Source organism: Photobacterium indicum (assembly GCF_003026215.1).
Lineage (GTDB): Bacteria > Pseudomonadota > Gammaproteobacteria > Enterobacterales > Vibrionaceae > Photobacterium > Photobacterium indicum.
The window spans coordinates 543,966-569,653 of sequence record NZ_PYOC01000003.1 but is presented as its reverse complement, the minus strand read 5'-3'; the positions used below and the strand labels follow the sequence as shown (position 1 = coordinate 569,653).

At 40.3% G+C, this 25,688-nt stretch carries 15 protein-coding genes and 6 tRNA genes; 13 read left to right on the top strand and 8 right to left on the bottom strand.

Translation table 11 applies throughout. The annotated features are described in order from the left end of the window. Positions 1 to 7: 7 nt before the first annotated feature. A tRNA-Gly gene (locus C9J47_RS12825) sits at positions 8 to 83 on the top strand. 449 nt (positions 84 to 532) lie between these two features. Here the strand turns inward: C9J47_RS12825 and C9J47_RS12820 are convergent. Then, positions 533 to 1,555 (bottom strand): PTS sugar transporter subunit IIC, encoded by a 1,023-nt coding sequence (locus C9J47_RS12820; RefSeq protein WP_107253879.1) that lies wholly within the window; start codon positions 1,553 to 1,555, stop codon positions 533 to 535. 1,160 nt (positions 1,556 to 2,715) lie between these two features. On the opposite strand from C9J47_RS12820, the gene C9J47_RS12815 reads away from it, so the two are divergent. From C9J47_RS12815 to C9J47_RS12790, 6 genes are all read left to right on the top strand, one after another. Beyond that, positions 2,716 to 5,601 carry a pyridoxal phosphate-dependent class III aminotransferase gene (locus C9J47_RS12815; protein WP_107253878.1) on the top strand — a complete coding sequence of 962 codons (2,886 nt, stop codon included), beginning with the start codon at positions 2,716 to 2,718 and terminating at the stop codon, positions 5,599 to 5,601. A gap of 121 nt (positions 5,602 to 5,722) precedes the next feature. Further along, positions 5,723 to 6,967: a carboxynorspermidine synthase gene (locus C9J47_RS12810; protein WP_107253877.1), complete on the top strand. Its 1,245-nt coding sequence runs from the start codon at positions 5,723 to 5,725 to the stop codon at positions 6,965 to 6,967. Positions 6,968 to 7,050: 83 nt separating this feature from the next. Further along, entirely contained in the window at positions 7,051 to 8,184 is a 1,134-nt protein-coding gene (gene nspC / locus C9J47_RS12805; protein ID WP_107253876.1) for a carboxynorspermidine decarboxylase, read from the top strand. 342 nt (positions 8,185 to 8,526) lie between these two features. Then, positions 8,527 to 8,600: transfer RNA gene (locus C9J47_RS12800), tRNA-Cys, on the top strand. Positions 8,601 to 8,707: 107 nt separating this feature from the next. Next, positions 8,708 to 8,794: transfer RNA gene (locus C9J47_RS12795), tRNA-Leu, on the top strand. Positions 8,795 to 8,836: 42 nt separating this feature from the next. Then, a tRNA-Gly gene (locus C9J47_RS12790) sits at positions 8,837 to 8,912 on the top strand. A gap of 246 nt (positions 8,913 to 9,158) precedes the next feature. On the opposite strand, the gene dld is transcribed toward C9J47_RS12790, so the two are convergent. Further along, positions 9,159 to 10,865, bottom strand: coding sequence for a D-lactate dehydrogenase (dld, locus tag C9J47_RS12785; protein ID WP_107253875.1), 1,707 nt, complete (start codon positions 10,863 to 10,865; stop codon positions 9,159 to 9,161). Positions 10,866 to 11,806: 941 nt separating this feature from the next. Here dld and C9J47_RS12780 point away from each other — a divergent pair. Then, positions 11,807 to 13,498 (top strand): L-lactate permease, encoded by a 1,692-nt coding sequence (locus C9J47_RS12780; protein WP_107253874.1) that lies wholly within the window; start codon positions 11,807 to 11,809, stop codon positions 13,496 to 13,498. A gap of 71 nt (positions 13,499 to 13,569) precedes the next feature. On the opposite strand, the gene C9J47_RS12775 is transcribed toward C9J47_RS12780, so the two are convergent. Further along, positions 13,570 to 14,472, bottom strand: coding sequence for a LysR family transcriptional regulator (locus tag C9J47_RS12775; RefSeq protein WP_107253873.1), 903 nt, complete (start codon positions 14,470 to 14,472; stop codon positions 13,570 to 13,572). A gap of 503 nt (positions 14,473 to 14,975) precedes the next feature. Here C9J47_RS12775 and C9J47_RS12770 point away from each other — a divergent pair. The 3 genes from C9J47_RS12770 (at position 14,976) to C9J47_RS12760 (ending at position 17,226) form a co-directional block, all read left to right on the top strand. Next, on the top strand, positions 14,976 to 16,622 hold the full coding sequence (locus C9J47_RS12770) for a response regulator (protein ID WP_107253872.1): 1,647 nt from the start codon (positions 14,976 to 14,978) through the stop codon (positions 16,620 to 16,622). A gap of 382 nt (positions 16,623 to 17,004) precedes the next feature. Beyond that, positions 17,005 to 17,091: transfer RNA gene (locus C9J47_RS12765), tRNA-Leu, on the top strand. Between the two features lie 61 nt (positions 17,092 to 17,152). Beyond that, positions 17,153 to 17,226, top strand: a tRNA-Cys gene (locus C9J47_RS12760). Between the two features lie 167 nt (positions 17,227 to 17,393). Here the strand turns inward: C9J47_RS12760 and C9J47_RS12755 are convergent. The 3 genes from C9J47_RS12755 to C9J47_RS12750 form a co-directional block, all read right to left on the bottom strand. Then, entirely contained in the window at positions 17,394 to 17,915 is a 522-nt protein-coding gene (locus tag C9J47_RS12755; RefSeq protein ID WP_107253871.1) for a GNAT family N-acetyltransferase, read from the bottom strand. A 300-nt stretch (positions 17,916 to 18,215) separates the two neighbouring features. Continuing rightward, entirely contained in the window at positions 18,216 to 18,359 is a 144-nt protein-coding gene (locus C9J47_RS27110) for a hypothetical protein (protein WP_006232327.1), read from the bottom strand. 41 nt (positions 18,360 to 18,400) lie between these two features. Next, positions 18,401 to 20,671: an acetyl-CoA hydrolase/transferase C-terminal domain-containing protein gene (locus C9J47_RS12750; protein ID WP_107253870.1), complete on the bottom strand. Its 2,271-nt coding sequence runs from the start codon at positions 20,669 to 20,671 to the stop codon at positions 18,401 to 18,403. Positions 20,672 to 21,086: 415 nt separating this feature from the next. On the opposite strand from C9J47_RS12750, the gene C9J47_RS12745 reads away from it, so the two are divergent. Together C9J47_RS12745 and C9J47_RS12740 are read left to right on the top strand one after the other, a co-directional pair. Continuing rightward, positions 21,087 to 21,443, top strand: a complete 357-nt coding sequence (locus C9J47_RS12745) for a phasin-related domain-containing protein (protein WP_107253869.1) — start codon at positions 21,087 to 21,089, stop codon at positions 21,441 to 21,443. 11 nt (positions 21,444 to 21,454) lie between these two features. Beyond that, positions 21,455 to 23,134 carry a wax ester/triacylglycerol synthase family O-acyltransferase gene (locus C9J47_RS12740; protein WP_107253868.1) on the top strand — a complete coding sequence of 560 codons (1,680 nt, stop codon included), beginning with the start codon at positions 21,455 to 21,457 and terminating at the stop codon, positions 23,132 to 23,134. Positions 23,135 to 23,326: 192 nt separating this feature from the next. Here the strand turns inward: C9J47_RS12740 and C9J47_RS12735 are convergent, their stop codons facing one another. Both C9J47_RS12735 and C9J47_RS12730 read right to left on the bottom strand, forming a co-directional pair. Beyond that, positions 23,327 to 23,593, bottom strand: a complete 267-nt coding sequence (locus C9J47_RS12735) for an acyl-CoA-binding protein (RefSeq protein WP_011218901.1) — start codon at positions 23,591 to 23,593, stop codon at positions 23,327 to 23,329. Between the two features lie 63 nt (positions 23,594 to 23,656). Then, on the bottom strand, positions 23,657 to 25,648 hold the full coding sequence (locus C9J47_RS12730) for an SDR family oxidoreductase (RefSeq protein WP_107253867.1): 1,992 nt from the start codon (positions 25,646 to 25,648) through the stop codon (positions 23,657 to 23,659). Positions 25,649 to 25,688 lie beyond the last annotated feature (40 nt).

Below are 25,688 nucleotides of genomic sequence, written 5' to 3'. Positions count from 1 at the left end.
TCAGCATGCGACACTAGCTCAGCTGGTAGAGCGCAACCTTGCCAAGGTTGAGGTCACGAGTTCGAGCCTCGTGTGTCGCTCCAAATTGAAAAGCCCAATCAGAAATGATTGGGCTTTTTGACGTTTGGAGCATATTAGAAAGAGTCTCGATGCGTTATCTCAACAATCATTAGCTTAGCTGGTAGGGTGCAACCTTATCAAGGTTGAGGTCACGCCTAAGCCTTGAAGATCGGGAGCCTCGTGTGTCGCTCCAAATTGAAAAGCCCAATCAGAAATGATTGGGCTTTTTGACGTTTGGAGCATATTAGAAAGAGTCTCGATGCGTTATCTCAACAATCATTAGCTTAGCTGGTAGGGTGTAACCTTATCAAGGTTGAGGTCACGCCTAAGCCTTGAAGATCGGGAGCCTTGTGTGTCGCTCCAAATTGAAAAGCCCAATCAGAAATGATTGGGCTTTTTATTTATACTTTTTGCAGCATGCGACACTGGCTCAGCTGGTAGGGTGCGGCCTTGCCAAAATTGGTGCTAAAAATTATCCATTAGCAAACTGCTGCAAAGGAACTCGTTCTTGTAAAAACGTACGGTAAATTCTCACGCCAATCATACCACCCAATAAACCTGCGACAGCAGCAGCAGATGCGGCCATGAATAAGGTTGATGGCGGGTTGAAAGCAATTGAGGCTAATAAACCGGGAATAGGAGCCGCACTGCCTGGTGCATCATTGATGATGCCGAAATACGCGGCGATTGTGCCAGCGAAGGCACCACCAATGAAATTAGACATGAAAATAGGGACGGGATTGCGGGTAACAATATGTGCCTGAGTTAAAGGCTCTAACATTACGCTCACTGTATTGCATGATTTCCCTAATTTTAGAGTATGGAAAATATAACCGTTGGTAAACGAACCACCAACACAGGCCATTGCCGCAATCCCCATCGGTAGTCCTGTTAATCCGAGCATAGCGGTCAATGCCATTGAACTGAGCGGGGAAGTACATACCATTTTAATAAGCCCACCTAATAAGAAGCCCATAATCAGCGGTGACAATGAGGTTGCTTCAGTGATCATGTTAGCCAACGTTCCCATCAGTAAATCAAGGGCTGGACTAATAAAGAAGCCGACTAATCGTGCTAGTGGGGCAAGAATTAACACACCTAGAATAACGTCGATACCTTCTGCTAAATATTTTTTAAATAGAGGGGCAATGAACGAGAATAAATAGCCGACAATGAAGCCTTCTAGAATACCTAAATGTATCATTGCCAAACCTGTAACCATCGCAAAGACTGGCTGTACACCAACACGGAGCATGACTAATGTGGCCGCAGCGACACCTCCCATACCACCAACGAGGTTACCAAATTCGGCTAAGTAACCAATTCCTAATAAGTTACCCATAACGTACTTATGAATAGCTTCGACGAGAAATGTCGCGATAGCAGCATCTGCTAACCCACTCATTGCTGCACTACCGTGGGGTGCTTTAAAGCTAAAAAGTGAAAATAATGCCAGAGCCATTAAAAGTGCTGTAATTCCTAATAAAATTTCCATGGTCTTTCCTTACCATACAAGCGACTTCTGATATGAATAACACCATTTACAGGTGATATTCACCTAGCAACCTCGCTTAACGCTGCGAGTTGCTATATTGATATAGATTTATAGAGAGGCTGAAGATGAGAAATGCGACCAGGGTCAGGACCAGACGGAATAAAACGAATAGGGTAGTACAGAGGTGAAATAAAAAAGAGATAGCTGCGCAAACTGCTAGCATCAATATTGACTCAATATATGTTCATATGCGTCACCATGTTTGAATACATTGTGTGAAGAACAAAAGGGTATTGTGTAATAGAGCTACCGTAGCACAAGCAAGTTGGTTGGTTTTTGAGCTAGTTCATATTCCGTAAAACTCATGGATATAAGTGTAAGTTCATATGGTTGATTAAGCTGAGTATCTTTTACTTGTTGGAAAGTAATACTGAATTTTATGGGTAAATGCTGCTGAATTAGTTATCAGTGTGCTATTTGGTGGTGTTTTGTATTAATGCGATTGAAATATTGAGTTCTTATATAAATAGCACTTGTTTTTTAAATCGTGATTGTGTTACTTTCTGCCCAATCTCGAGTGAATTGTACTGAGACACATGCGTTATGACGATATCAAATAAGTGTGTCATAACGTGCCGTAGGTACTAACGAACCAATCGTTAGTAGAAGGGCATTAATAGAGCAAACCTGCATAAAATAAAGCAGGTGCATATTGAAGGAACCCAACAGTGAATATACCAACATTATCTATGCAACTTACGTTCGTCTTGCCTAACTGCAGTATTATTACTGAGCCTTGATCTTTCCTTAAAAAACACGAGTAACTTACTCTCTTTGTTAATTCGCATATTGGCACAATTGAATATTGTCTTTTAAAAAGGCTTTTTCAATATTCCAATGATGAATGCGGGTTAAGTGCATCAATAAATCAATATCTTATGTATTGTTGATTGTTGCAGAAGAACTTTTCATCAGCTTTTTCTGGTGAAATTTATACGCATAAGTTCATTCGACCATCTAGGAATACCACTTTCGTTATGCCTGAACGTTCAGCATATCTCTCGATTGTTTGTATCTCTATTTGTTCTCGATAAGAACTCGAATACATATAACGATATGAATTATTCGATGCGTAACGTGATGATTTAATGGAAATGAAAATGAACAATGTGTTTGATTTAGACGAACTGAAGCTAGCTTCTAATATCCCTGTCGTTCACGAGTTATATGACTTAACACCCGATGAACTTTTGCTTAGCCAAGAGCATTATGAATCAGAGGTGCGTTCATATCCAAGACGCTTACCTTTAGCTATCGCAAAAGCGGCTGGCGTTATGGTTGAAGATACCCGTGGTCAACTCTTTATTGATTGCCTTGCTGGTGCTGGCACACTTGCGCTTGGTTATAATCATCCAGAAATTAATCAAGCGATTATTGACCAGCTACAAGCGGGTTTGCCTTATCAGACGTTGGATATAACAACACCAACAAAAGATAAATTTATCAGAGAAGTCATGAGCTTCCTTCCTGATGAATTTGCGAATAATGCGTGTATCCAATTCTGTGGTCCATCGGGTGCTGATGCTGTTGAAGCAGCTATTAAACTCGCGAAACAAACAACTGGTCGAAACACGATGGCTGCGTTTCATGGTGCCTACCATGGTATGACGAACGGCACGATGGCAATGATGGGTAATCTAAGTACCAAATCACGCCGTCAGGGGCTGATGTCAGATGTTCATTTTTTACCATTCCCATATAGTCTACGTTGTCCGTTTGGTTTAAAAGGCGACGAAGGTGCAAAACAAAGTTTACGTTATATCGAGCGTATGCTGAGCGATGATGAAAGTGGTGTTCAAAAGCCTGCTGCAATTATCGTTGAACCCGTGCAAGGCGAAGGTGGTGTTATTCCTGCCCCTGCATTCTGGTTACAAGAATTACGCCGCATTACCAAAGAGCAGGGCATCCTACTTATTTTGGATGAAATTCAATGCGGTATTGGTAAAACAGGCCATAACTTTGCTTTTGAAGAAGCAGGCATTACGCCTGATATTCTGTGTTTGTCAAAAGCCGTTGGTGGCGGACTACCAATGTCGTTGCTTATTTTTAATAAGTCGATAGATACTTGGCTGCCTGGTGAACATACAGGTACATTCCGCGGCAACCAACTTGCGATGGCAACAGGTGCGACAGCGTTAGAAATCATTCGTCGTGATAACTTGGTCGAGCATGCTCAAAAAGCCGGACAGTACTTACGTGAAGGCATCGAACGTATTGCTCAATACACGGATTGTATTGCTGAAGTTCGTGGTAAAGGCTTGATGTTAGGTGTTGAAATTGTAAAACCTAACGGCGCTAAGAATAAATTTGGTGAACCTGAAGCTGATCCAGAATTAACGGTTAACATTCAACGTGCAGCCCTTGAACGTGGATTGATTATCGAAAAAGGTGGTCGTCAGGGCTCTGTACTGCGTTTCCTTCCCCCGCTTATTATTACTTTCGAGCAAATTGACTTTGTGCTTGATGCGTTAAGCAAAGCGATTATTGCAACGGCGGGTCCCGCTAAAATTGTTGAGCCTGTAACGGCGAATGAACAAGACGATTGGCGTTCATATTTCATCCATACTGGTGAAGGTGGTGCTGACCAGTTTGAAAAAGTACTGAATCAGACAACCCAAGTGCTGAAAAATGTATTTGAAGAGACAACGGCACCCTATTCAGGGTTAGATCCTGAAGTCTTGAAATCGATGATTTATAACATTGATCTCGATCACCAGCAGTTGCCGATTGAAACGGTCATTGAGCAAACCGGCGAGCTTATCGCTAAAAATTCAATCATGGTGCAACATCCACATTGTATTGCTCATCTACATACGCCACCTTTATTGCCAGCAGTTGCCGCTGAAGCCTTTATTGCGTCGTTAAACCAATCGATGGATTCATGGGATCAGGCGAGTTCAGCAACATTTGTAGAGCAAAAAGTTGTCGATTGGTTATGTGGTGTTTATAACCTAGGTGAACAAGCGGATGGTGTATTCACCAGTGGCGGCACTCAAAGTAATTTGATGGGGCTGCTATTAGCCCGTGATTGGGCGGCAGATACTATTTCTGGTCACAATATCCAGAAAGATGGCTTGCCAGAGTATGCGTCGAAAATGCGCATATTGTGCTCGAAAAAATCACACTTCACCGTGCAAAAATCAGCGTCATTAATGGGGCTAGGTGAACACGCAGTAGAGTGTGTTGATACCAACCCCGATGGCACTATTAAGATTGCAGCATTGGTGAAAACGGTAGAGACACTAAAGAATGAAGGCTTATTGCCATTCGCTTTAGTTGGCACAGCTGGTACAACCGATCACGGCGCGATTGATGACTTAGCCAATATGGCTGATATTGCAGAGCAACATAACCTGTGGCTGCATGTTGATGGGGCTTACGGTGGTGCACTGATTCTTAGCCGCCACAAAACACGTTTACACGGTATTGAAAAAGCAGACTCAGTGAGTGTGGACTTCCACAAGTTATTCTTCCAACCAATCAGCTGTGGTGCAGTATTGCTTAAAGACAAAGAGAACTTTAAGTACTTATTACATCATGCCGATTATCTGAATCGTGAAGATGATTTACTGCCAAACCTTGTTGATAAATCGATTGCAACAACGAAGCGTTTCGATGCATTAAAAGTATTGATGACAATGCAGTGTGTTGGTACGCAAGCTCTTGGCGGTATGTATGATCACCTGTTAGGGCAAACACAGCAAGTTGCCGACTTGGTCAATAATCGCAATGAATTTGAATTACTGGCAGACCCTGCATTATCAACGGTGTTATTCCGTTATGTGGGTGAAAAGCCAGATACCGATATCGACGCACTGAACAAAAAACTCCGTATAGAGGCACTTGTTAAAGGTGTTGCTGTACTGGGTGAAACGGTTGTCGACGGTAAGGTTGCGTTAAAGTTCACGATTCTAAATCCTTGTTTAACTATGACTGATTTTGAGTTATTGCTAAATAATATCAATCAGTTGGCTTTAACGTTATAACGTAAAAAAGATAAATAATTCCCCTTCTTTTTAGAGGAGGGGAAATATTCTGATTTCAGGCGATTTTTTAATAAGTTGTCGAATATATTTCAAAGAACACATAGACGGAATACAAAAAAATATGGCTATTTTACAAATTGGTGCAGGTGGTGTTGGTTGGGTTATCGCGCATAAAGCGGCACAGAATAATGACGTATTAGGTGATATCACCATTGCATCTCGTACAGTTAGCAAATGTGAAAAGATCATCGAGTCAATTAAAGGGCGTAATAACCTAAAAGACACGACTAAAAAACTAGAATCACGTGCAGTAAATGCAGATGACGTTGATGCACTAGTTGCACTGATCAAAGAAGTTCAGCCTGATTTGGTTATTAATGCGGGCCCTCCTTGGGTTAACGTTGCCATTATGGAAGCATGTTACCAAGCTAAAGTATCATACCTTGATACATCTGTAGCGGTAGACTTGTGCAGTGAAGGTCAACAAGTGCCTGAAGCTTACGATCCACAGTGGGCATTCCGTGAAAAATTCGCAGAGGCGGGTATTACAGGTATTCTTGGTGCGGGCTTTGATCCAGGTGTTGTAAGTGTATTTGCAGCTTACGCGGTTAAGCATTTGTTCGATGAAATCGACACAATCGATGTAATGGACGTGAATGCTGGTGATCACGGTAAGAAGTTCGCAACGAACTTTGACCCAGAAACAAATATGCTAGAAATTCAGGGTGATTCTTTCTACTGGGAAAACCAAGAGTGGAAACAAGTGCCTTGCCATACACGTATGCTTGAATTTGATTTCCCTAATTGTGGCTGCCAGAAAGTATACTCAATGGCGCACGATGAAGTGCGTTCAATGAAAGAGTTTATTCCAGCGAATCGTATCGAATTCTGGATGGGCTTTGGTGATACTTACCTGAACTATTTTAACTGTATGCGTGATATTGGTCTGTTAAGCCCAAATCCAGTAACGCTGCAAGATGGTACTGTTGTAGAGCCACTTAAAGTGCTGAAAGCTATTTTGCCTGATCCAACATCATTAGCACCGGGCTACACAGGTTTAACCTGTATCGGTACTTGGGTTCAAGGTATTAAAGACGGTGAGCCACGTAGTGTCTTCATCTATAACAATGCCGATCATGAAGTTGCTTACAAAGATGTTGAACACCAAGCGATTTCTTACACGACAGGTGTACCTGCCATTACAGCGGCACTTATGTACTTCCGTAACGAGTGGAGTGGTAAAGGTGTATTCAACATGGAGCAGTTGAACCCAGACCCATTCCTAGAGCTAATGCCAACAATCGGTCTTGATTGGCATGTACAGGAATTGCCAGTAGCACAGCCTGAGATTAAGATTCTAAAATAACACCCTTATAGCTGTTATATCGAATTAATCATTAGAGCCGGTGTGCAAGCATCGGCTTTATTCCGTCTACGCGGGTAGTAAAAATGCAGAAGAATGATTTAAAAACACCTTACTTTATGATTGATGAAAGTAAGCTGGTAGCAAATTTAGAGAAAGCAAAGTTGTTAAAAGAGCTTTCTGGTGTGAAGTTGGTACTGGCACTGAAATGCTTTTCTACGTGGGGGGTGTTCGACCTTATTAAGCCGTATCTTGATGGTACTACAAGCAGTGGTCCTTATGAAGTGAAGCTAGGCTATGAAACGTTTGGTGGTGAAACACATGCTTACAGCGTGGGTTACAGTGAAGATGATGTGAAAGAAGTGGCTGAAATCTGCGATAAGATGATTTTCAACTCGCAAAACCAGCTAGCAGCTTATTGTCATTTGGTTGAAGGTAAAGCATCTCTTGGTTTACGCCTAAACCCTGGTGTTAGCTATGCAGGGCAAGATTTAGCTAATCCTGCGCGTCAATATTCACGCCTTGGTGTGCAGTGGGATCACATTGATGCAGCTGTCTTTGATAATCTTGACGGTGTTATGTTCCACATGAACTGTGAGAACAAAGATGAAGATGCATTCATAGGATTATTAAATGATATCTCAGATAAGTTTGGTCAGCATTTAGACAAACTAGACTGGGTGAGCCTTGGCGGTGGGGTATTCTTTACTTGGCCGGGTTATAACATCGAAAAGCTTGCAGCGGCATTGAAAACGTTTTCTGAGAAGCATGGTGTTCAGTTATACCTTGAGCCCGGTGAAGCGATTATTACTAAAACGGCCGATCTTGTGGTGACAGTTGTTGATATTGTCGAAAATGAGATGAAAACAGCAATTGTAGACAGTGCAACAGAAGCACACCGTTTAGATACGCTAATTTATGATGAACCAGCCTCGATTGCTGAAGCCAGCGAGCAGGGGGAGTACCAGTATGTTATTGGTAGTTGTTCTTGTTTAGCCGGTGATCAGTTTTGTGTAACCCAGTTTGATGAGCCATTGAAGATTGGTCAGCGTTTGCACATCACAGATAGTGCAGGTTATACAATGGTGAAATTAAACTGGTTTAATGGTTTGAAGATGCCCTCTATTTACTGTGAACGTGCAAATGGTGAAATAGAGAAACTGAATGAATTCGGTTATGACGATTTTAAACGATCTTTGTCACAATGGTCGGTGTCGTAAACGTTTAAGTACTAACGTTTAAGTACAAGCATATAAGCCAATTATTATAAAGAAGATCGGTGAACGGTCTTTTTTTACGTTGTAGAAAACGTTATCTTTTGGCTGTAATAGGGGGGGGGTATGATTAATTTCACAATGGCGACGTTAATTTAAACGAATTTTGCGTTGTTTTTAGCAGGTTTAGATAAAAAATAATCAGTTGAATTAAAACAATAAAATTTCCTATTGACTCATTTTCTGAATCAAGTAAAGTACGTGCCATACCGCAACGGGGTAACCCATTAACGGTTAGCGATTGAAAGATTGCTTACTTCTTTAAGATGTTTTAGCTTTAAAGAATATGGCGCGTTGGCAGAGTGGCTATGCAGCGGATTGCAAATCCGTGTACCTCGGTTCGACTCCGGGACGCGCCTCCAAATTTTGTACTAACGGTCACGTTACATTGGCAGGCCGTTATAAAGATGGTGTCTAACCGCTTTTTATAAAGCACATTGGTTAGGAGCATCGCAATAAAGAATTGCGTGCCCTGGTGGTGGAATTGGTAGACACAAGGGATTTAAAATCCCTCGGCGTTCGCGCTGTGCCGGTTCAAGTCCGGCCCGGGGCACCATCTATTAAAGTCTGATATTCTCTGAAAAGAGGGTTTCAGCATGCGACACTAGCTCAGCTGGTAGAGCGCAACCTTGCCAAGGTTGAGGTCATCGGTTCGAACCCGATGTGTCGCTCCAAATACGAAGCCCTGACAGAAATGTCAGGGCTTTTTATTATTTAAATTTTGAGTCGCGTCAATATCATATTCAATGTGCCACTCGCACAGCAGTTTGTTGCTGCCGTGAACCAGAATACTCCCATAACCAATTCATCAAAATCCCGAAAGAAAAGCTGGCGTCATAACATTGCTAGGCTCAATGTATTTCTTAATAGCAGTAGGGAACTTAATAAAAAGCCAGAGCATAATGCTCTGGCTTTGCGTTTTAATGGCAGCAGCTACAATTGCGCTTGTATTTACTCATCTTACCAATCCCTGGGTTAAAGGTGTTGGTTGGGTCCAACTTATGATAAAACTCCTGCAATGTGTTTTCAGCCTCATAAAGGTGACCAACATTATGTTCGGCAGGATATTTTGCTCCTTTTTGTTCAAGCAATTCCAACATCAATTTCTTCATTTTCTTGGTGTCAGTGCCTTTCTTGAAGATATAGTCCTGATGGAATACATGACACAGAAAATGGCCGTAATAAAGTGATGTCACCATGTTTTTGGTTATCTCTTCTGGTAGTTCTTCTACCCATCCACGGTCATTACGGCGAAGCGCTATATCAAGTGCGACTATCTCTTCAACTTCATTTCTGTGGATAGTTTCGTAACGAATAGCTGCTCCTGCTGCTGCAAAACGATGTAGCAGTGCTTTTTTCCCTTCGTCTGCAGTACATGTAAAGTAGCTACCACCTGAGCCTTCTCCCCAGTTCTTTTCTAGGTAAGCTTTTGCTTCTTCGATTCCCTTATCACTCATTTTTAATATTAGGTGGTGTTGATACTTGTTACGGAAATCCAGCATGCGTTTTGGCAGATGCTGAGGGAATATCTTGCTTATATAATACAAAATTGTATCTGGCAGGTATTTGTTCACAAAAGGAATACGACCTAGGAAGTTTTCTACTTTTGCTTTTAATGCAAAGAACTTCGGTAGACTTTCGGTACCTAAGTAATTGATAGAAAGGAAAACATCTTTACCGTATTTTTCTGAAAGATTGAAAATGTCACGGTGCATGTATTCACCCATTTCTGGTAAATTATCAAACTTAGATAAAATATCCCTTCTTAGCTGAGTCAGTTTTTCAGCGTTATCAGTACCAATATAAAAAACCTGCTCTTTTTCTGTTACAGGGTAGCTGTCAACTCGTACGGCAAAAATACCTAGCTTACCCGCGCAACCACTGGCCTCGTATAACCGGCGTTCATCAGCGTTAAATCGAGATGGAATATCAGAATCTACATCACGAACGCGCGCTTCATATTCACGGTCAGAAGCCATACCAGCATTATGCTGGATGTTTTCCAGTTTAATGTTTCCGTTTTGAATGTTGGTTAAGATCTCTTCAGGTGTATCACCTAGTCCGTCAATTCCTAAGTGGTTAACGAGGTGTAATTTGCCTTCTTTATCTACTTGAGCGAATAATGATAATTCAGTATAAGCAGGCCCGCGTTTAACCAGTGCACCACCAGAGTTATTGGCAATACCACCAACAACTGTTGCACCAATAGAAGAGGATCCAATGACAGAGTGCGGCGCACGCTTTACTTTTTTTAGTTCTTTCTCTAGGTTGTGTAGGCTTGTGCCCGGCATACATATAGCCTGCTTGCCACCATCTAAAAGATGAATCTGTTTCATTTTAGTAATATTAATGATTACCACTTCTCTGTCGTAATCACTGCCGCTTGGTGCCGAACCTTCTGTTAGTCCGGTTTTTGCCGCTTGCATAATAATAATGCAGTTTGATTCAACGCATGACTTAATGACATTCCACTGCTCTAGTAAAGTTGTCGGAAATACGACTGCAAGAGCTTCGCCTTTCCCCGAACGAAAACCTGAACGGTAATATTCGGTTTCTTTAATTCTGGTTAAAACGTTTTTTGTTCCAACAAGTGATTGGAACGTCTTTATTAGCGTATGGTTTTCCATAACAATCCTTTACTACAGTGTGTCTTAAGTTGTAATAGTGTAAACATTTATTCATCCGTACATCTACGATGAATATATTCGGATGTGTTTTTTACATAAATTTCAAATTATGTAATGCTTACGGAATTTAATTATTTATTTATAAGATACAACAAGGTAGCAAGATTTTTAGCTGACATTAACAACTGACTATTCATTATTTTGCAACGGTAAGTTTCAAAAGCGCAAATAAATAATAACTGATAAATTATATTTTTAGTCCAAATAGGCGATAAATAGGGAGTGTTTTATTCTGATGTGGCATTTACGTGAGGTTACTTGGGTATAGAAGTATAAAAACATGCTTAAGCAGTGGGTGAATGAAATACACCTTTTGTTTTGTCTAACCATTTATTAAGTAGGAGGGTATTAATTGAGCTCATGAAACGCATCAATAATCACAAGTCAAGTTTGTAATTAAATAACAAATGTTTTATGTATTATCATTTTACTGATGGTGTTTGTTGTAATATAACACCATTCTATATGGTGGTGATAATTGTTTTTAACGTAAGAAGGCTATAAATAGTGAAATTCTCAGTTATTACTTTTATTTATTAGTGCAGATATAGAACATGATTGTTTCCGGTTTATGTATAATAAGAGGGCGATATTTATACTATTTGTTTATTGCAGCCTTGTTATCAAAGGTTTTGAGGCGAATTATATATTTTTTAACAAAATAACTTATATTTACTAATGCCTCCTGTAGCAAAAAAGAGGCATAGCCATTACTTTTTTTCGCTTTAGAATATCTTCCCCACATAAAACAGCTGATAGAAAATTACTGTTCTAAATACAGCCTGTAATGAAAATAACATAATTATAAACATGGCAGCTAACTTAAGAAATATCCTAATTAATCGGGTAACTAGCTAGCCAAACACATGGAGTGGAAGATCATGACGTCCTTATTTTTATCCGTTATACCTATTGTCATCCTGATTTGGATGATGACAAAGAAAAATGGATTACCTTCGCACATTGCCTTACCAGTTACCGCTCTAATGGTAGGAACAATACAACTTTTTTACTTCGGTACAGACATCACATTAATTAGCGCCAACATCATTGCTGGTATTCTTTCTGCTATAACTCCAATTTCTATTGTTGCTGGCGCTATTTTATTAAACAGAATGATCTATCTTTCAGGCTCTGAAGATATAATTCGTCGCTGGCTTGAAGGGATCAGTCGAAACCAAGTAGCTCAGCTAATGATTATCGGTTGGGCATTTGCTTTCATGATTGAAGGTGCATCCGGTTTTGGTACCCCAGCTGCAATTGCTGCCCCGATTCTAGTGGGCTTAGGCTTTAATCCATTGAAGGTTGCCATGTTGGCCCTAGTCATGAACTCTGTACCTGTATCATTCGGTGCTGTAGGTACGCCAACATGGTTTGGTTTTTCCAACCTAGGGTTAGATGATGCAACCTTACTTGATATAGGTAAAACTACTGCTTTAATCCATTTTGTAGCTGCATTTATCATTCCGCCTATGGCGCTTCGTTTCATCGTTAGTTGGAATGATATCCGTAAAAATTATCTGTTTGTATTAATCAGTACTTTGTCATGTACTGTTCCATATTTCCTACTTGCACAATGGAATTATGAGTTCCCAGCACTTGTTGGTGGCGCTATTGGTTTGATTGTTTCAGTTATTGTTGCGCGTTTAGGCTTAGGTTTAGCAAAAGAGCAGCACAATGTTACCCAAACTGTTTTTGCTGGTGATGCTGCAGCTTTTGGTGAAGTGAACGCAGTCAATATGACAGCTACTGATTCTCGCTCGGCAGAAACTCGTTCATCAGAGAAGCAAAGCGTACAAAGTCAAAGTGTGTCGTCGGCACAAATTTTTAAAGCGATGACGCCAACGATTTTACTTATTGTCATTCTTATTGTTACTCGTATTAAGCAGTTCGGCATTAAGTCGATACTGACTGATGGTACAGAAATATTTTCTCTATCGTTTGGCCCGCTAGGTGACTTCAGTCTTAGTAAGGCATTGATTGTTAAACTTAGCCATATTCTTGGAACCGATGTATCTTGGGCTTATAAGACACTTTATGTGCCAGCACTGATACCTTTCCTTCTGGTGGTATTGATTTCTATCCCACTGTTTAAGTTGCAAGGAAACGTAGTTAAACAAATGTTTTCTGAAACAGCGAGCCGAATCAAAATGCCATTTATCGCGCTGGTTGGTGCATTAATTATGGTGAAGTTGATGATGACTGGTGGTGAGAACTCACCGATCATGACAGCAGGTCAAGCCTTCTCTGATCTTATGGGTACAAGTTGGCAATATGTTGGTGCCTATTTAGGTGCACTTGGTGCATTCTTCTCGGGCTCTGCAACTGTGTCTAACCTGACTTTCGGTGCTATTCAGCAGACAATTGCAATTAATGTTGGTTTGCCACAAACCACAATTTTAGCTTTGCAGTCAGTCGGTGGGGCTATGGGTAACATGGTGTGTATCAATAACATCATTGCCGTATCAACCATTTTAGGTATCGCCAATAAAGAAGGCTTTATTATTAAGCGTACTGTCGTTCCGATGATCGCTTACGGCATTGTGGCTGCAATTATGAGTACTATAGTGTAATACCCATCAGACCTAATAAAAAAGCGAGGTGATAGTTTCGATCATCTCGTTTTTTCTTTATAGATCGAGAGCTAAAACTTATCTTCGTGTTTCTGATAACACTGATAAAGGTGCTCTATAAATAATTTTACCTTGATCGGCTGGTGACGAGTGTAAGGGTACATGGCATAAATACCTAAGCACTTAGCGACTTGCTCTTGCAGCACTTCAATTAAACTACCTGCTTTTAAATCTTCCGCAACTAGCACTTTCGGCACATAAACGAGTCCTTGCCCAAACAAAGCTGCGCGACGTAATGCAGATGCATTATTCGTCGTAAAGTTACCATTCACCTTAATGGTATAAGGTTTATTTTCACCTTTGAACAGCCATTCTTTTGCCCCAGTTTCTTGGTAGCTATAAGCGAGGCAATTATGATTGACCAGTTCAGATGCTATTTTTGGTACCCCATTGCGAGCAAAGTATTCAGGAGCACCACAAATAACCCAATGAGCATCAACAAGTCTTCTGGCTATAAAACTTGAATCTGGTAATTCACCCGTTCGGATCGCGAGGTCAAACCCTTCTTTCACAATATCAACAAACCGATTGTCTAAATCCATATCGATGTGAATTTCTGGGTATTTAGCACTAAACTCTGATATTGCTTTCGGTAATAGCAGTTCACCAGAAATAGTTGGAACGGTAAGACGAATGGTGCCTGTTAAGCTTTCTCCTAATCCGCTCATGGCTTCTTCAGCACTTTGGACAGAATAATAAACTTCTCTCGCATGGCCGAAAAAAACCTCGCCCGCTTCGGTAAGCGTTAACTTACGAGTCGTTCGATAAACCAGCTGCACGCCAAGATCTTGTTCTAAACGGGTTATCCGCTTACTAACGACAGACTTTGTTAGCCCAACTTGATCGGCGGCTTTGCTGAATGAGCCTTGCTCAATTAAATGGTAAAAGATTAAAAAGTCATCTGTATTTCGCATTATTAGTGTACTTTTTGCAACGAAATTAATTATGTGCGGCAGTATATCAACCAATAAGGAAATATTAAATGCCACTAAAGGTGGTAAAAAGGAGCCTTACTGTACTTAATTAATTTAAGGTTCAGGTTTCAGCGTCTGAACGAGCTCTGTAACTTTGGATACCAATGAGCGAGCATTTTTTGTTAATGGCTATGAATGGTTAATACAAATTGGTCATGTGCTAACTGATCGCTACTTGCACAGTGCAGCTTGCTTTTTAATTAATTGATTAATAAAGTTAAATGTTAGGGCTTTTTATTTATCTGAAATTAGATCCGCGCCAATTTCATCATCAACATGTCACCTGCCCAGCGGCACGCACAGCAGTTTGTTGCGGTGAATCAGAAGACTTCCACATCAAATTTTCTATATTTCTTCTTTCACAATGATTATTTTGTCTTATGCATATGCAACAGGTTTATTCAGTGCTATCGTTTGACTTGTGTAGCCATGGAGGGGTTGAGATGGTGATAGAAAAGAAATATTTATTGATAGATGACTCTAGTACCGCCATCTCAATCATGCGATCTATGCTCAATGTGGCTGGTATTTCTAATCATAATATTGATAGCACGATGGATAGCCTCAAAGCTATCCGCCTATTAGCTGCCCACTCTTATGATATAGTGATTTGTGATTATAATATGCACCATCATATTGATGGTGGTCTCATTTTTGACGAAGTAAAACAACGTAGACTTCTTCCAAGTGATGGTGTCTTTATGTGTGTGACTGGTGACAGTACTCAGAAGGTCGTTACTCATCTCATTGAACTGGAACCTGATGATTATTTGATAAAACCTTTCTCTGCGGCCGCATTTATACATCGGATTGAGATGGTATTAGCACGAAAATCGACTTTGTATCCTTTATTACTGGCTGTTGATAATAAGGATTATCAAACAGCGACTGACCTTTGTAAGAGATATAGAGCGGATCACCCGCTGTATACAGGTTATATCGATAGAATAAACGGAGATTGTTTATTACGTTCAGAGCGACATTTAGAAGCCAAAATTTTCTATGAAAATGCCTGTAAGCATACTGATCATTTATGGCCAAGAATTGGTTTTGGGCAAGCTCTTAAAGGTTTAGGTGAACTGAAAAGAGCAGAGACTGTCTTTCGAGACATTTTGGCAAAATACCCGAAGCAGCCATTAGCGAGAAAGCATTTGGCTGGATGTTTGATAGCGAGTGAACAGTTGCCGGAAGCCCTTGAACAGTTTCACCTTCTGCACAAAGTTAATTCAGCAAACCCACTACGAGAACTCATCATTGCTAACCTTTATGCTGTTCTTCAACAACATCAGAAAGCAGCGATTGGATATTTACGTTTTATTCAAAAGGTTACAGGGACAAGCCGTTATAGCTTCGGTGTATATTCTAATATTTCTGTTTCACTAATGCTTGCTAGTATATATACCGATGACAATTCTGAATATACCGAATTGCTGAATGAGGCAAGACACAATATTTACGAACAGAATATACATGGTGATACAGAGAAAGAACGTTATGAGAGTGAGATCGGTTCATTGGTTGGAGTCGCCATTCTGGCTTGTTTACATGGTGAAATCCAAGATTCTTTTACAATAGTTAGTAAAATTAACCTTCAAGAAAAGCCTATTGATGATTATTACACGGTGTTGAATATTGCTCGCTTGTATGGCTTTTGTGGCATGCCTGAACAATATGAAAAAACGATGCAGATCGCGAGAGGATTATGTTGGAAATCAGATGATGATGTATTAATACAAAGCCAGGTTAAGCTGCTTGAAGCCTGCCATGTTGAAATTAACCATCGCTTAAAAGAAGGAGGTGAGCTGGTAGAAAAAGCCTTTGAAAAACGTAACAGTAATAATGCAATAGGGGCGTTAGAAGACGCCTATAGAGCGTTTCATATGGTACCTTTTCATTATCATCTATGTTTTTTGATTCTTGAACTGACAGCATTAGCGACGCCTTCCTTTTTGAAAACTGCAAATATCAAGGGAGTGATTTCGTCATGTAATTGGGTCTGCTGTAATGATACAAGACCGGAAAAAGAAGAGATCGAGCGAGCCAATGAGCTTTACAAACTAGCGTTAGAGCGTGTTAATAAACTCTTGTAGCCAGTATCCCAATCTAATGTACAAAGCACTATCTAAACTGTTATTCCATTGATTAAACCTCGTTAATGAGTGAAATAAATTTATCTCATACACCGTCTTAATTTTGTGCTAATTATTTTTTGTACTGGATCAATTATGCGCGTTGTGGTGTGCATTTCTACTTCCTTGGCTTGTTTTTAACCGTTTGAATCAAATCCATAAAATTTCTTATTGACTCATTTTCGCAATCAGTTAAAGTACGTCTCGTTCTCAGGGTAAACCGCTCTAGAGAAAAAGAATTTTGTACTAGCAGTCATGTTACAGTGACAGACTGTTATAAAGATGGTGTCTGACCGCTTTTTATAAAGCACATGGTTAGGAGCATCGCAATAAAGAATTGCGTGCCCTGGTGGTGGAATTGGTAGACACAAGGGATTTAAAATCCCTCGGCGTTCGCGCTGTGCCGGTTCAAGTCCGGCCCGGGGCACCATCTATTATTATTTATCGTTACCATAAGCGATAAAGCTAAGTAATGACTTAGCGATAAATATGGCGCGTTGGCAGAGTGGCTATGCAGCGGATTGCAAATCCGTGTACCTCGGTTCGACTCCGGGACGCGCCTCCATATTGATTTAATCAGTGTGTTCGATGGTAAGTTACCATCATAATAAACCAGCCAAGTGCTGGTTTTTTTGTATCTGGAATTTGGATAGTTATAGATACCAATATCCACAAGATTCAGCGATGTATTGTATTTGCTGCTCCCAGTTTCACATAATGAAACCAGAGAACTTATAGCAGTTCTTTAATGGTTTCCCAACGATAAACAAACTCTTGAACATGGCTACCATCGGGTGCTTGCCATGTCTGAGTTTTCTCATTGAATGCCCCTAGCTTCTGATAAAATTGTTGAGCGGCCACATTGCCCGTCAATACTTCAAGGTAAAGCCCATTAGTCGGTGCGTGTTGGTAAGCTATTTGGGAGGCAGCGGTGAGTAACGTTTTACCCACTCCTTGCCCTTTATAGTGTTCGCTGATATGCAGGTTTTCAATTAATGTCCCCCATTGACGGTGGTTATCTATATAAATACAGATAAAACCACAAACGGTATTATTTTCGCATGCCACTAAAATACGTTGATGGCTTTCTGGTGTGTCAAACCGTTGCACCCACACTGTTTGACGATCTTCAAATATGTCGTTATCTAGATATTTATCAGACAGCATACCGCGATATATATTTTGCCAATTTTTTGCATGTAAACGTGAAATTTGGCTAATGTCATCTCGTGTCGCCATTCTTAGCTTTATCATAAAATGCTGTTTGCTGCCTATTTAGTGAATGCAATATGACCATTACTGTGCCTGTATATTATTTATAGTATCAAAATACGCTCATGAAATATTTATGCATAAGAGCGACATGTTTGAAACGTAAATTTCAGCTGAATTTGAAACGGTTTATAACAATTTAGCAGAGATGATTCTTGGATTAGCAGTGATTTTGTGAATGGAAGGGGGTATTGCTTCGTGGCTTAGTTACTTGTGCTGTTTTTATAAGAAAGAAAAACGGGTCACTAGCTAGGAATAGTGACCCGTTTTATTTCAAATTAATTAATCTTTCGGTTTGTCTTTGGGCTTAATTGGCTGATCACCAATCGTTGTTTTACCCGGACATATCCTCTTAACTGGACATTTAGGGCATCCCCATACTGCAGCATAGGGGCATAATGCCATTTCTTTACTTTTTGTTGCCATCCACTCATACCTCGTTCAATGATTGCTCACAGATATTTTAATTATTTACTTAATTCTGCTGTTAATAGGCGCTTTGTTATACGGTCTTGTAAGTTATTTGGCTCATTCATACCAATACGCTTTAATAGTGGTTCAATCGCGGCTGTTGGCTTTGGTGCGGATAGTGCCTGCCATAAACACTGTGCTTTGCCCTTTCTTGTTGCTGTTTTATTTTTAAGCGACTTTAATGCTTTACCTAATTTAAGCTCTTCTTCAGTAAAGCTACAACCGAAGGGGAAAGGGCCAAAGAAATCTTGTGCTGTATATTTGTTATATACTAGTGCAATTGCTTCTGGGGTGTTATTACAGAATTCAGCAGGAATTTGGTAATCTTTTGCTACTTTTCCTGCCGCTTTGGCTTTTTCTAGTAATTCTTGCTGGAAGCGTGAATCTGCGATTTTAATCAGTTCTGTATATACAACATGATCTGACTTACTGCGAAGATCTGCAATGCCATATTCAGTAATAACCGTATCGCGAAGGTGACGAGGTATTGTCGTGTGTCCGTAATTGAATAAAATATTTGATTGAAGTTTGCCACCACGTACACAACAGCTGCGTAATTTTAGAATAGAACGTGCACCGGGTAATTGATGGGCCTGTGCGACAAAGTTATATTGACCGCCTACACCACTAACGACCTGTCCATTTTCTAAGGCATCTGAAATAACAGATCCATTTAACGTCACCATCATGGCTGAGTTAATGAAACGTGCATGTTTACGTTGTGCTTGCTTGAGCTGCTGGCTACCAAGGAAATGGTCATAAAGCTCATTTACATAGTTCACACTTGTCATACAGAATTGATCATGCTCGGCATCGGTCATTGTATTAAGTGCTTCGTAAAAGTCTTTAGGTCCGATGAAGAATGCACCGTGCATGACTACGCCGCCGCATAATGCTGAATTCAAGCAATGTTTGGTTATCCATTGTAAGGCTTCTTCATTTTTCAAATTACCTAAATAGCTGCTATCAGTAATATTAAGCAACCCATTGTGGTAATGAACCGATGACTTAAATACGCCAATACGTTTTAAATAATCCACATCATCACTGTTCAATACTGAAGATATTGCGTTATGCTCAAGCAAAGTGAGTAGTGTTGAAATAGTCACTTTCGGCGTGATTTTCTTTTCATTAAGTAGGGTTTGTATTGTTAAATCTTCGAATACTTCACGCTTGAGAATGCCGGCTTTAAACAAGTGCATGAAGCCATCAACCATCAGCTCACTACAGCCGTACAAGCCTTCTTCGAATGTGCCCGTTTCACCAATAACACAACTAAGAGGGAATTTTTCTTCAACTTTTAGATCGTGAAGTACTTGTTGGTAAACAGGGTTATTCTGATGACGTAGCATAGTGCTGTACGTTAATGCGCTACTGAGAGAACCAATACCAACCTGTAATGTACCACCATCTTTAATCAGCGTACTCGAATATAGCCCAATCATATGATCTTCTTGGGAAATACTGGCATTTGGTGCTGCAAATAGTGCGTAATCTTCATGTTTTTCGTTCAGGTTGCCATCAAGAATGAAATCAAATTCGGAGTCTGCTACTTCTGCATGGTTACGCATGAATGGCATGTTGCTGTTAACTTCACCAACAATTGCCATAGGAACGCCTTCTGCTTTCAGTCGATCCATTTCAGGAATGAAATCTAACGCTAAATCAGAGTTACTGCACAAGCTGTACGTTGTTACGCCATTAATGACACGTTTGGCAACGATTTGGGCGACAACATTCACCCCTTTATCTAGCAGATCTCGAACGGCATGCGTATAGTTTGTGCTGGTGTAATTTAATTGCTGTGTGCTATTTAAAAAGCTGCCCGCTTTGAAGAAAAATTCATTCACGCAGATATTGCTAGGCATATCGCCTTTACGAAGACCACAGATATAATCAATCTCGGGTACATTCGCAAATTCGCGTTCGACGAATGGCCCTAAAAAGTTTTTCTCTAACGTACTTTTACCAATAGGTTTTTCGAGTGTAATACCCGTTTCTATACGAAGTGAAATAGAAGGATCGGCTTTCGCTCGTTGATAAAGCGCATTGATAAAAGCAATGGGTTTTCCGATAGCAAGAGGTACGCCGATAACGATATTCTTTCCAACTTGCGCAATTACTTGATCAACAAGTTCATCTGATGTCGCGAATGTTTGCGCAGCCGATTTTGTTTCGTTTTCTGTATGCAATATTTGGTTATCGGAATGACTAGGAGAAAGAGCAGAAGGGCAAATAGGTGTATCTATAAATTCAAGTACAGACATGACAAATTCCTTTTTCACTATATTTATTTACTATTGGTGGCGAGTGTTTGCTAAGTTGTTTTATTATTATCTTTATACTTTTAAAGGATAGAGTTATGACTCTAGTTGTCTATTGAAAGTTGAACTTTATTTCAATATGTTGAAGCCAATCACATATAGTTAGGTGAAATAAATAATGATAATTAGGTTGAGCATTCTAAAATAAACAAATAAGCCGTTAGCTTTACTTAACGGGTTGATTTTAATGTTGTTTTTGGCTGTTTGTTTTTTGTGATCTCAGCGGTATTCTAATTCTGAAATTAGAAAGAATGATCTAATTTTAATTGCTAATCTTATTTTAATGATAGATGCCATTGTTTCGTTTATTTTTTTTCGTAAATAAGAAGCAGGCCAATAATAAATAAGGGAATTAATTATGATGCTCAAAAATATAATCGGAAGTGTTAAATCTGTTACTTCTGTTGGTGAAGAAACTGCTCGCACTGTTTATTTAGCGGGGCTAGGTGCTTATAGCAAAGGCATGGAACAAAAACAGCAAACTCAAGGCTTGTTTAGCAGCCAATTCCGCGCTTTAGTTGATAAAGGTGAATATGTTGAAGCCGAGAGTAAGCAGCGTATCGATTCAACCAAAAAAGTTGTTTTAGGTAACGTTGAAAAGCAGGTTAATTATGTTATTCGCCGTACAAGCGGTATCGATCGCACTAAATTATCAGGCCTTGAAGAGCGTATTGATACATTAACGGCAGCTGTTGATAAGCTTTTGCAAAAATAAGAGGAACATCTATGCCTAGTTTGTCTCTTCTCGACTTAAGTTTCATTATTTTTGAATCTGACAAAACACCAATGCATGTAACTGGTTTGGTTATATTAGAACCGCCTAAAGAGCATGCGGCTACGTATGCGCAAGATCTCTATGGTGAATTTTTACAGCAAACTGACGTGACAGCACCTTTTAATTGGAAGCTTCAGTGGTCGTTTACGGGCAAACCAAGCTGGCAAACACTTCCGAAAGTGAATTTAGAAGATCATTTACGTATTACTATGCTTCCATCACCAGGAAATGAACAACAGTTACAACAAGTTGTTGGTCGTTTACATGGTCAAGTATTGGATAGAAGTCGACCAATGTGGGAAGTATGGGTGATTGGTGGCCTTGAAAATAATCGTGTGGCGATTGTATTTAAAGTCCACCATTCAATGGCAGATGGTGTTCGTGCCAGCAGTTTATTTACCCGTAGTTGTGCTACAAACCCTGAAGAATCATTTACTAAGCCTATTTGGCAATGTGATTTACGTAAAACGGCATCAGAACGCCGTGCAGAAACACACCTTACCGACATGGTAATAAAAACAGCCTCGCAGGCATCAAAGCAAATATCGCTTATTCCATCCATGTTCCGATTGGGTAGTAAGCTTGCGTTGAAAGCGGTAAAGCTGGCTGATTGTGATTTGAAGGTGCCGTTTACCGCACCCAAAACACCGTTCAATTTGAGTCCTAAGCGTAGCCGAGCGGTGAGTTTAGGCCATTTTTCTATGGGTAAATTGAATCAACTTAGCCATATTACGGGTTCATCAATGAATGATGTACTCTTCACGGTAAGTGATATTGCTCTGAATCGTTACTTAAATGATCGCTCGTTACCTTTAAGAAAACCGTTAGTTGCCATGATGCCAATTAACCTTCGTAGTAAAGGAGAGGTTGCAAGTAAAGGCAATAAGATGTCTATCGGGCATGTTGAGCTGGGTCGAGCGCATTTAACGTCATTAGAGCGATTAGAAGCAATTCAGCAGGCAACGGTTGATTTAAAAAATGAAGCCTTAAATATTTCACCTGATGCTTATGTTAATTACTCTTTACTTGTTAATGGTGCGTCTTTAATTAGCGGTAAATTTGGCTTAAATGGGTTTATTCCGCCAGCAAGTAACATACTTATCTCTAATGTACCGGGTGTGAAAGATACCTTGTATTTCATGGGGGCAGAAGTAAAAGAGCAATACCCTGTATCGTTGCTTATGCCTGGCCAAACGCTGAATATTACATTCTTTAGTAATGCAGGAAAGATGTACTACTCATTGGTTGCATGTAGCCAGTCTTTGCCTGGGTTTGAGGTGATTGCAGGGTACATGGAAGAGGCCTTAAATGAGTTAGAGCAAGATATCATGGATACAGCAGTGTCAGCAGTATCAGAGCAGATGGAAAGCCATGATAGCGAGACAGTGGCGGTTGAAATGGCGGTACTTGCAGCACGTGAAGCCCTTACGCCAGATGATGCTGAATTTGAGCGTTTGTACATGGAGAAACAGCAGCGAGTAGATCATCTGGAAAAGCAATTATCACAGCTAACTGCCATGCTTTCTAAAACAATCGAGATTGATCCTGCGGTTAAGCCGATAAATGAAGAGCTAATGAATGAACCAGTTGCTATCGATATCATTCCAAAAAGTACATCAGCTTCGTCATAACGTAGCATAATAAGAAAGACGTTCTTTCCCTTTTACCGCAATCTATATTTATAGGTTGCGGTTTTTTATTAGAACAATATTTCACTTTTGTCTTTGTGACTTGTTATTGTGTACTACCCTGATGACGTATAAATGCTGTGCATAAAAAAGACCGCATCAAGTGCGGTCTTATAGTATTTTTCTATGTATGGATTATGCGTAAGTTGCTGCCATTTTTTCTACTTGGTCAACATACTTCTGCATCGCAGTTTCAGCATCCATTCCTTTTTGCTTTTCCCATGCTTCGTATTTTGCCGCCCCTTTAAAGTCAAACATACCAGGACGCTTGCCGTGTACGTCACCATCAGTGGCTTGCTTGAACAAAGAATACATTGTAAGCAATTCATCGTTTGTTGGACGCTGAGTCAGTTTCTTAACATCTAACTGTGCTTGTTCAAAGCTTGCTTTTAAATCTGCCATGATTTTCTATCCTTAATTATAAAGTTGTTAATACCTAGCCACCGATGAAGGTGGGTTGTTAAACTACAAGTGGATACCACGTAGTAGTGCAGAGAATGCCATTAGCTCTGCTGATGATGCTTTTTCTGTTTTATCCTCTTTACCTTGCTCACTTTCTTTCGAATCAGGGAACATGCGGAAGGTACTGTTCATGATTATTTCAGCAAGTTTAGGGAAAAGGGCATGAATAACGGAACCAAAAATACCTAAGTTAGTTGCAATACGTTTAGGCTTATCAATGATTGCTGTTGCTAACAAATCAGCAGCTTGATCTGGCGATAATGTTGGTACCGATTTGTAGATCTTCGTTGGTGCGATCATTGGTGTTGCCACTAAAGGCATGTTGATCGTCGTGAAGTTAATGTTCATATCTGAATATTCAGAGGCAGCACAGCGTGTAAATGCATCCATCGCGGCTTTTGAAGCAACATAAGCAGAGAAACGAGGGGCGTTAGTCAGTACACCAATAGATGAAATATTAATAACATGACCGCCACCTTGTGCTTCCATATTTGGTAGTAAGCCTAAGGTTAGTTTCAATGAGCCAAAGTAGTTAAGCTGCATTGTGCGCTCATAGTCATGGAAACGATCAACGGAGTTTGCAACAGAGCGACGAATCGAGCGACCAGCGTTATTAATTAGGATGTCAACACGGCCATGTTCTGCCAATATATTCTCAACAAGCGTATCTACTTGTTCTATATTGGATAAATCGCACTGGTATGTATGAGCGATACCACCACGTTCTTCTACTTCCATTTTAGTGTTAGCCAGTTTCTCTTCATCACGAGCAACTAAAATCATCTGTGCGCCATTCTCGGCAAGTTTGAACGCTGTTGCTTGGCCAATGCCTGAGCTTGCACCAGTGATCAAGATGATCTTATTTTCTACGCGACCTTTAAGGCTGCGATCACCCGAGATCTCTGGATCAAGGTGACGTTCCCAGTAATCCCAAATGGCAGGGGCATAGCTTGGTAAGCGAGGGCACTCAATGCCAGAACCTTTAAGGGCTTTTTGCGTTTCACGACAATCAAACTCTGTAGGGTAGGTGAAGAATTGTAATGCTGATGAAGGAATACCAAGATCTTTCATCGTTACGTCGCTAATTTGTTTAATCGTTGGTAACGATAAAATAGCGTTCTTCATTTGATTGGGAATAAAACCAAATAAGCGTGCATCTAAACGTAATGCCATACGAGGCGCATGGCCCGCTTCAGCAAAAATATTAAGTACTTCACCTGAACGGTAAGGTTTAGGATCAGTTAGGTGGAAGCAACGTCCATCTAAGTCATCTTTATGCGCAATATGGTCTAGTGCATCAACAACGTAATCAACGGGTACGATATTAAGACGTCCGCCTTCTAAACCAATCGTTGGTACCCATGCTGGCAATACATTACGAATGCGTTGTAGCATTTTGAAGAAGTAGTACGGCCCATCGGCACGATCTGCAATCCCTGTTTTTGAATCGCCCACAACCATACCAGGACGATATACACGAAAGGGAACTGTACATTTTTCGCGAACAACTTTCTCTGATAAGTGCTTGGTTGAGAAGTAAGGGTGATCGAGATTTTCCGCTTCATCGAACATATCTTCGCGGAAGTGCCCTTCGTATAACCCAGCTGCTGCAATTGAGCTGATGTGATGGAAGCAACCTGCTTGTAAATTCTCAGCCGCATCGACAGCATTTTGTGTTCCTTCGATGTTAACAGCTTCTTGTATTTCGGCTGTGGCATTTAAATCATAAATAGCAGCAAGGTGGAAAAAATGCGTAATAGAGCCAGATAACTTTGCAATATCCTCTTTCGCTAAACCTAAACCAGCATGCGTTAAATTACCAGTGACAGGTAATACACGGCCAGCTGGAATAGACGTTTCTTCTATGTAAGCTTCGAGTATATCTTGTGATTGTTCATTATGACAAAGGACGTAAATCGTGCCTTCTCGCTTTAGAAGTCTGGTGATGAGGTTTCGTCCAAGAAAGCCTGTACCGCCAGTCAAAAAATATGCCATGGTCTCTCCTTAATATACAACTGATCTAATAACATTCCTT

Coding starts and splice junctions, on each gene's coding strand:
- C9J47_RS27110 (WP_006232327.1), bottom strand. CDS start 18,359: ATGGCAACAAAAAGTAAAGAAATGGCATTATGCCCCTATGCTGCAGTA.
- dld (WP_107253875.1), bottom strand. CDS start 10,865: ATGGAAAACCATACGCTAATAAAGACGTTCCAATCACTTGTTGGAACA.
- C9J47_RS12810 (WP_107253877.1), top strand. CDS start 5,723: ATGGCTATTTTACAAATTGGTGCAGGTGGTGTTGGTTGGGTTATCGCG.
- C9J47_RS12780 (WP_107253874.1), top strand. CDS start 11,807: ATGACGTCCTTATTTTTATCCGTTATACCTATTGTCATCCTGATTTGG.
- C9J47_RS12745 (WP_107253869.1), top strand. CDS start 21,087: ATGATGCTCAAAAATATAATCGGAAGTGTTAAATCTGTTACTTCTGTT.
- C9J47_RS12775 (WP_107253873.1), bottom strand. CDS start 14,472: ATGCGAAATACAGATGACTTTTTAATCTTTTACCATTTAATTGAGCAA.
- C9J47_RS12740 (WP_107253868.1), top strand. CDS start 21,455: ATGCCTAGTTTGTCTCTTCTCGACTTAAGTTTCATTATTTTTGAATCT.
- C9J47_RS12755 (WP_107253871.1), bottom strand. CDS start 17,915: ATGATAAAGCTAAGAATGGCGACACGAGATGACATTAGCCAAATTTCA.
- C9J47_RS12820 (WP_107253879.1), bottom strand. CDS start 1,555: ATGGAAATTTTATTAGGAATTACAGCACTTTTAATGGCTCTGGCATTA.
- C9J47_RS12815 (WP_107253878.1), top strand. CDS start 2,716: ATGAACAATGTGTTTGATTTAGACGAACTGAAGCTAGCTTCTAATATC.
- nspC (WP_107253876.1), top strand. CDS start 7,051: ATGCAGAAGAATGATTTAAAAACACCTTACTTTATGATTGATGAAAGT.
- C9J47_RS12730 (WP_107253867.1), bottom strand. CDS start 25,648: ATGGCATATTTTTTGACTGGCGGTACAGGCTTTCTTGGACGAAACCTC.
- C9J47_RS12770 (WP_107253872.1), top strand. CDS start 14,976: ATGGTGATAGAAAAGAAATATTTATTGATAGATGACTCTAGTACCGCC.
- C9J47_RS12735 (WP_011218901.1), bottom strand. CDS start 23,593: ATGGCAGATTTAAAAGCAAGCTTTGAACAAGCACAGTTAGATGTTAAG.
- C9J47_RS12750 (WP_107253870.1), bottom strand. CDS start 20,671: ATGTCTGTACTTGAATTTATAGATACACCTATTTGCCCTTCTGCTCTT.